A 7,635-nucleotide genomic window follows, 5' to 3' on the forward strand; every position below is an offset into this window, starting at 1 on the left:
CGCGCCGATCAGCCGCGTCAGATCGAACGGCGCGATGAGGTTGATTTCGACCAGTTTCCGCGCCGCGTCGCGATCGAGTTCGGCGAGGGGCCGTCGATCACGATCCCCCGCATTGTTGACCAATATATCGATGCGGTCGCGACCGGACAGCAATTCGGCCGCGGCTTCTTCCCGAGAAAGATCGGCAACGACGATCTCCGAGGAACCGCCGGCCGCGGCAATCGCCTGTTGCACGGCAAGAAGCCGCTCGGCGTCGCGGCCGTGCAGCAGGACATGCGCGCCGGCCGCCGCCAGACCCTTGGCCATTTCGCGCCCGAGGCCGCCGCCGGCGCCGGTGATGAGTGCGATCTTGCCGTGAAGTTGGATTGCCGCCACTCCGTCCAAGCCCGTCCGCCCGAACGGGTCTATCGGACGGACGGCCGGTTTGGCGCGCGCGCCGCGTAAAATCAATAAGCCGCCGTGAACCGCTCGCGGCTGTGCGCCTTGCGCTCGAGTTCGTCGACCATCGCGATGGCATAATCGGCAAAGCTGATTTTGCTTTCGCCATTCTCGTCGGTCACCAGTCGATCGCCGCCGAGCCGATAATGGCCGAGCCGCGGCCCTTCGAACAGCAAGGCGGCGGGCGAGAAGAACACCCAGTCGATGTCGCGTTCCGAACGGATGTCGTCGAGAAAGGCGATCCCGCCCTCGGCGATCGGCTTCCACTCGGCAGGAAAGCTCGGGGTGTCGATCACCCGCTGCCCCGGAGCGATTTCGAGGCTCGCGGCGCCCCCGGTGACCAGCAGCCGGTGGACACCCGCAGCGCGCAGCGCGCCGAGCAATGTCGCGGCGGGCACGTCGAAGTGCAGCGCGCTGATCACCGCGTCGCTGCCGCGGATCAGATCGGCAAGCTCGTCAGGCTTCGACGCGTCGCCGGCCCGCACCGTCACCCCCGATTGCGGCGGGATCGCATCCGGGTTGCGCGCGATCGCGAGCACCTCATGCCCGCGCGACGCGAGTTCCTTCGTGATCTCGGACCCCGCCCGCCCGCTTGCGCCCAGCACTGCAACCTTCATTTTCGCCTCCTTCGGTTTCCAACGGGAACCAAGTTGTCTAGGGTAACCCGCAATGCAAGACGGCACCTTTTCGACACTTGGTCACTTCGGGGAAACCGCGGGCGGGCGCGGCGACGTGTTCAATGCGAACTGCCCGACACGGCGGCTGCTCGATCGCGTCGGCGACAAATGGAGCGTCCTGATCCTCAGCCTCCTCGGCGACGGCGAAAGGCGCTTCAGCGCGCTGAAGCGCGAGATCGGCGGGGTATCGCAAAAGATGCTCAGCCAGACATTGCGGTCGCTCGAACGCGATGGGCTGGTGACCCGCACCGTCGCGCCGACCGTGCCGGTGACCGTCGTTTACGCGATCACCCCGCTGGGGGCCGAGTTGCTGGCGGCTTTGAGCATGATGATCGATTGGGCGGAGGCGCGCATCGATGCGGTCACCGAGGCGCAGCGCCGCTTCGACCGGCGCGATCGTCTTTGAGGGATTCGCCCAGCGGCAATAAATCTCGCAGTCTCAATAAGACAGGCTGAGCGTGCCGCGGATGCTGCGGCCGAATTCCGGCCGGGCCAGGAAATAGCCGTTGCTCATGCCGCCCGCATCGAACGACCCCACGCGTGGATTGCCCTCGGTGAGGCCGAGCGCATTGGTGAGGTTGGTCGCATTGAGCGCAAAGCCGACCCGATCGTTGAGCTTCGCATTCAGGCTGGCGTTGAGCAGCGAAAAGGCCGGCAGGCGCTGCGTATTGGCGATATCCGCAAACCGGCTGGAATAATGCATCAGTTCGCCACTGATGCGCAGCTTTCCGCGGAACAGGTTGAGGCTCGGCGCGAGGCGGAGCGAAAGGCGCGGCACGCGGACGAGCTGGTTGCCGGTGACATTGCGTGTCACCGACTGGCCGGACGACAGCTCGACATAGCTGAAGTTGCGATAGCGCGGATCCTGCAGCGTCGCCTGCATGTCGAGCTGCAACGGGCCGATCAGCTCGGCATGGCCGGCCAGTTCCAGCCCGATGGTCGATGTATCCGCGATCGACGTCCGCTCGACATAGCTGTTCGACACGGTGTCGAAACGATAGTCGGTAAAGGGCAATCGCGCGAAATGCGTCGCGAAGCCGACGGCGGACAGGTTCCAGCGTGGTCGCGTTGCGATAAGGCCGGCTTCCGCCATCGTGATCGGGACGATGGCTTCGTCGGTCCGGTTCGGCGATGCATAGAATTCGCTCGCGCTCGGCAGCCTCGCGATGCGGGTCAACCGCGCGAACAGGCCCAGGCTTGGAAACGGATTGAAATTGATCGCGGCCGTCCAGTTGAGTCCGGCGAACCGACGGTCGATGGGCCGCGTGACGCCGGTGCCGCCGATCACGGCATCGTCGGCGAGCGTCGTCGGGTCGCCGAGATCGAACGGCCTGGAGGTCATCATGTCGCCGCCGATCCGGGTACGCTCCCAGCGCAGCCCGAGATCGACGCGCCAATGCGGGGCGATCGCCCATTCGTCCGCCAGATATAGCGCGACGTTGGCGGTTTTCATCGCGACCGAATCGAACAGCGATCCGTAGCGGATGAAACCATTGTCGGTCAGCCGTCCAACGTCCCGGCCGGCCGGATCGATCGCCACCACGTCGAGCCGTCTGGCCCGGCCGCTGACCTCGAGAAGCGCCGTCGCCATCTGGCGGTCATAGTGCCAGCGGCTGTCGCCGTAGGTGAGGCCGACCGCTGCGTCATGATGTCCGAGAAGATCGAAGACGCTCTTCAATCGCGCGTCGCCGATGAACTCGTCCATCGGCAGCGCGACCGAGAGCAGATTGGCGCCAAGCACGAGCCCGTTGCCATTGTTGTTCGGCGCAAAGGGTTGCGCGGTGCCGGCGAAGCGGATCTGCACCGCCGAACTGTTCGGGAAGGCCGCGGCAAGCTGGGTGCGCACGCTGTCGAGATAGGCGCTCGCGGGCATCGGCCGCCCGGTGGGGAAAAGACCGTTACGCAGCGTGGTGCCGGTGCGCAGCCGCGTCCTCACCTCCAGCAATGTCCGCTCGCCGAGCGCAAGCCGCCCGGCGAGGCTATAGAAAGTGACATGGCTGCGGGTGCCCTGCGTCAGATCGAAATCATAGGGCCCGTTCGGGGTCTTGAGCAGGACATGTGCATTATCCGGCCCGGCCAAGGTGTCGCGCAACGGATCGAAGCCGGGAATGGCGCGGACCTGGCCCCGCGCATCGAATTCGAGCGGCACGGGCAGGTAGAGGATGACACGATCGTCGAGCCGCTTGACGTTGAATGACAGGCGGAGCCGGCCGTCGTCATAGTCGATGCCGGCGCGGATCTGCCCGCCTCGGTCGGCCGGATAGCCCGGATCACGCAACCCGTTGTCGGCGCGATAGAAACCGCCGATCGAGACGCCGAGTGTCGGTGCGAGCTGCAGGCCGGCGAACCCGTCGATCCGCGCATAGCCAAAGCTGCCGAGCGTGCCGGAAAGCGTATAACCCGGGTTTTTGAGGCCGTTGCGGGTGATGAAATCGACGCTGCCGCCAGGAGCGTTGGGCGCGAAGATCGCCGAAGGACCGCCGCGCACCGCCTCCACCCGGTCGATCGTCGCGTCGATGCGGAATATCTGATCGGTGTTGAGATAGCCGAGGCCGCCGTCATATTGCACCGGCAGGCCATCCTCGAGCAGCGCGACGGTCGAATAGCCGTCGGTCGGGATGCCGCGCGCGCGGACGTTGTTGCTCGCCTCGCCGCCGGTCGCCTCGACCCAGAAACCGGGGATCTGCTTGAACAGATCGGCGGTCGATATCGCTTTCTGGCGCGACAGCGCGGCCGCGTCGATCCGGGTGATCGCATAGCTGAGTTCGGTCTCGCGGAGCGGCGCTTCCGCCGCACGGCCGGTGACGACGATGTCGCGCGGCGGCTCCGCGGCCGGCACGGGGAGAGGAATCTGTCGTGGCGGCGTCGCGCGCGGCGCGGGCGAGTGCGGCACCATAGCCGGGCGAGCCACGCGCAGACTGATGACCTTGCCCCCGAAGGTCGCGATTTCGAGCCCGCTGCGCCGGAGCAGCCGATCGAGCGCCCGGCGCGCGGGCATCCGGCCGTTTATGCCACCGCTCCGGCGCGCTGCCGCGATGTCATAGGGATAGAGGATCTGCACCCCGATCTGGCGCGCGAGCTGGTCGAGCGCGCCGGCGAGCGTCTGCGCCGGAATAGCGAAGCGGACCGGCGCCTCGCCCGTCGCCGCATGCGCGGGTGCGGCGACGAGCATCGCCATGCCAATCAGGACCCCGCGCGTTACGTGCATGATTCGCCAATGCCGCCTGCCCGCGTCAGCTTCGTGTCACCTTGCGGCTGGCGCGATCACATCGGTTCGACGTTTAAGCGGCGCGACGTCGAAACAGCCGGATTTGATTGCCCTGCTGGCGATGGCCGATATCGAATCCCTGCTGCAGCGCCTGAAGGAAGCCGTCGGGATCGGCGATCCTGAACGAGCCGCCAAGCCGCGTCGGCGCCAGATCGGCATCCTGCAGCACGATCTTCTCGGGCAGATAGCGATTGAACTCGGCAAGCGCGCGGTCCAGCCGCATCCCGTTGAACACGATCTCCCCGCGTTCCCACGCCGTCGCGGCGGCAATAGCGGCGGGCGAGAAGTGGGAGACCTGCGCCCCCGCGCCGCCGACGACCAGCGCATTGCCCGCCGCCAACGTCCGCGCCAGCGTGCCGCGATAGACCGCCGCCGCCCGCCCTGCGAGGACGAGGAGCTGCGCGCTTTCTTGCTCCAGCCGCAAGTTGAACTTGCCCGCGCCAAGCCGCGCGTCGATCGGATCGCTGTTGAGACGAAACGGCTTCGCGGCCTCGCGCACGAGGAGCGTCGCCTCGCCGCGCTCGATCCAGAAATCGCGCTCGTCGTCAAACCGCCAGCCGACCCGCGTATCGGTATTGAGCAGCGCGTGGCTGCCGTCCGGGAGGATGAGGGTGCGCCGTTCGCCGACGGCGGTCGCGGCATAGGCGCGGCGCGGCCAGGCCAGGAACGCGCCGGCGCCGGCCGTCGCGACCAGCGCCGCCAGCGCCCCGCCGGCCACGGCCCGTCGCGAGAGCATCGCCGGCGGGGGCGGCGTCGGCTCGGTCGCCGGCGGCTGCGCCTCGGCCGGCTGATCGAGCAGGACCGACAGGCGCGGATCGGCGGTGCGTCGCCAGGTCGCGGCGGCCTGGGCGAATGCGGCGGCGTGGCGTTGATCGGCGGTGCGCCAGGCTTCGAACGCGGCACGGTCGGCGGTGCCGCAGTCGAGCGCCACCAGCCAGTCGACGGCCCGGTCGCTCAGACTTGCCCCTGCCTTTCCTTCTTCTCCCATGAAGTTGCGTGCTCCGCCTTCGCCCCGGTTTCCCGGCGATCCAACCGTTTTACTAAGAGGCGCAGGGCCTTGACCAGATGTGTTTCCACGGTGGAGACGGAGATGTTCATCCTTTCCGCTACCTGGGCAGGCGGCAAACCCTCGATTCGGCGGAGATACAGCGCCTCGCGCATCCGCGGCGGCATATCCTGCATCACCGTGGCGACCTGCCGAAGCTCGGCGCGATCCATCGCCACCACATCGGGGGTAGGGTCGTCGTCTGCGATATCGACCGCGCGGAGCAGCGCGCTCTGATCGAGCCGGACGATATCGGCGCGGCGGAAGCGCTCGATCGCAAGGTTGCGGATGATGCGCATCGTGAAGGCATGCGGATTGGCGATCGACGACCAGTCGTCGAGCGCGAACAGGCGCGCATAGGCTTCCTGCACCAGCTCCTCGGCTTCCTCGGGCTGCCGCGCCAGCTTGATGGCGTAGCGGCGATGCTGATCGCTGAAGACGAAGATCCGATCGGCAAACCAGATATCGATGTCACGCAGCCAGGCCATGTCTCGGCGCTCCATCGCGATTGCGGAATGGACCTCGCCTAGAACTGGCTTGTTACAGATGATTGACAGTCGCGCGGCGGGCAAAGCGCTCGTGCCGACGTCCCGATCCCCTGCCCGAAAATATTTTTGCGCGCAGTAGCGGGATCGCGCGCGCGCCCCGTCTCCGCGACGACAGCTCGGATCACGGCAACGCGGCCTGTGTCCGGACGCATCTCGCGCGTCCGGCAACGGGACGCGATGCGCCCGCGAGAGGGGCTTGAAGACAAGGTTGGAAAACGGGGTAGCTCCATGAAATCGTTGCAGATGACATCGTCGATCTTCGCCTTGCTATGCGCCGTTTCGACACCGGCCTGGGCCGAGGACGCCAAGCCCGCCGACACCGCGGAGGCTCAGCCGGGCCAGAACGGCGGCGACATCGTCGTCACCGGCCGCGCGGGGACGGGTGCGCGCACCAAATCCGAAACCAGCTATTCGATCACCAGCATCGGCGAGGAAGCGCTCCGCCTGCAGGCGCCGACCAGCGTGACCGAAGCGCTGAAATCGGTCCCCGGTTTCTGGGTCGAGGCGTCGGGGGGCGAAGCGAGCGGCAACATCCGCGCACGCGGCGTGCCGGTCGACGGCTTCGGTTCGGTCCAGTTGCTCGAAGACGGTATTCCCGTCCAGCACGATCCGGCGCTCGGCTATCTGAACGCCGATCAGGTCTTCCGCCTTGACGAGACGATCGACCGCATCGAGGTGGTGCGCGGCGGCCCGGCGTCGCTCTTTTATTCGAACGCCCCGGCCGGTGCGATCAACTTCATTCCCCGTCAGGTCGGCGAGCGCGCCGAGGGGCTGATCAAGATGAGCGTCGGTGCCGACAACCTCTACCGCACCGACATCTGGGTCGGCGCGCCGATCGGCGACGGCTGGAAGGCGGCGGTGGGCGGCTTTTATCGCTCCGAGGGCGGCGTGCGCGATCCCGGCTTTACCGCCAATCGCGGCGGGCAGGTCCGTGCCACGATCTCGAAGGATTGGGGCAACGCCAAGTTCAGTTTCGATGCGAAGCGCATGGACGACATCGTCGCGCTTTATCTCGGCATTCCGATGCGCACCTATCTCGACGGCAAGATCCGCGCGGTTCCCGGCTTCGACGGCCACGAGGGCACCGTCGCCGGCCCCGAGACGCAGCTCGTCAAGATGATCCAGGGCGACGGCAGCATCTATAAATTCGACAATAGCCTCGGCACCCAGGTCAAGCGTACCCAGCTCACCAGCAAGTTCGAGATCGAGCCGGTCGACGGCTGGAAGATCAGCAACACCTCGCGCTACACCGACACGCAGACGCAGCGGAACGGCGTTTTCCCCAACGCGCTGCAGAGCGCAGCCAGCCTTTTGAAGCAAAATGCCGGCCTGCTGGGCCAGGCGCCGGGCGCGACCGCGCTGCAATTGCGCTACGTGACCACGCCGAACCAGATCTACGATACGGCCAACCAGAACGGCAACGGGCTGGTGATCATCGGTGGCCTGCGCGGGCTCACCCTGCCAGTCAAGGAGTTCATGAGCGACACCCGCGTCGCGCATCGCTTCGAAATGGGCTCGACGACGCATGACATCACGCTCGGCTATTATTTCGCGCATATCGACGAGGATTTCAGCCGCTATTCCTCGACGGCGCTGCTCGACGTGCAGAACAATTCCCGCCTGCTGAATCTCGTGGCGGTCGATGCCGCGGGCAAAGTC

General features: G+C 66.6%; 7 protein-coding genes. 2 read left to right on the plus strand and 5 right to left on the minus strand.

Features of this window, described 5'->3' with window-relative positions; all coding sequences use genetic code 11:
- Positions 1–306: SDR family NAD(P)-dependent oxidoreductase (locus BGN95_RS04950; RefSeq protein ID WP_286771831.1), on the minus strand; the 306-nt coding region annotated here is incomplete at its 3' end.
- Positions 307–446: 140 nt separating this feature from the next.
- On the minus strand, positions 447–1,055 hold the full coding sequence (locus BGN95_RS04955; RefSeq protein ID WP_286771826.1) for an NAD(P)-dependent oxidoreductase: 609 nt from the start codon (positions 1,053–1,055) through the stop codon (positions 447–449).
- Positions 1,056–1,107: 52 nt separating this feature from the next.
- Between BGN95_RS04955 and BGN95_RS04960 the strand changes: the two genes are divergently transcribed.
- Positions 1,108–1,521, plus strand: a complete 414-nt coding sequence (locus BGN95_RS04960) for a winged helix-turn-helix transcriptional regulator (RefSeq protein ID WP_179514634.1) — start codon at positions 1,108–1,110, stop codon at positions 1,519–1,521.
- A gap of 33 nt (positions 1,522–1,554) precedes the next feature.
- Here the strand turns inward: BGN95_RS04960 and BGN95_RS04965 are convergent, their stop codons facing one another.
- The 3 genes from BGN95_RS04965 to BGN95_RS04975 form a co-directional block, all read right to left on the minus strand.
- Positions 1,555–4,323, minus strand: a complete 2,769-nt coding sequence (locus BGN95_RS04965) for a TonB-dependent receptor (RefSeq protein WP_286771827.1) — start codon at positions 4,321–4,323, stop codon at positions 1,555–1,557.
- Positions 4,324–4,396: 73 nt separating this feature from the next.
- Complete coding sequence (locus tag BGN95_RS04970) at positions 4,397–5,371, minus strand: FecR family protein (protein ID WP_286771828.1); 975 nt, start codon at positions 5,369–5,371, stop codon at positions 4,397–4,399.
- Positions 5,338–6,144 carry an RNA polymerase sigma factor gene (locus BGN95_RS04975; RefSeq protein WP_286771829.1) on the minus strand — a complete coding sequence of 269 codons (807 nt, stop codon included), beginning with the start codon at positions 6,142–6,144 and terminating at the stop codon, positions 5,338–5,340. The genes BGN95_RS04970 and BGN95_RS04975 overlap by 34 nt, the downstream gene beginning before the upstream one ends.
- A gap of 60 nt (positions 6,145–6,204) precedes the next feature.
- On the opposite strand from BGN95_RS04975, the gene BGN95_RS04980 reads away from it, so the two are divergent.
- Positions 6,205–7,635, plus strand: a 1,431-nt coding sequence (locus tag BGN95_RS04980; protein WP_286771830.1) for a TonB-dependent receptor plug domain-containing protein, incomplete at its 3' end; no start/stop codon positions are given.

Origin of the sequence: Sphingomonas sp. 66-10, from assembly GCF_001897045.1 — a bacterium.
Classification (GTDB): domain Bacteria; phylum Pseudomonadota; class Alphaproteobacteria; order Sphingomonadales; family Sphingomonadaceae; genus Sphingomonas; species Sphingomonas lycopersici.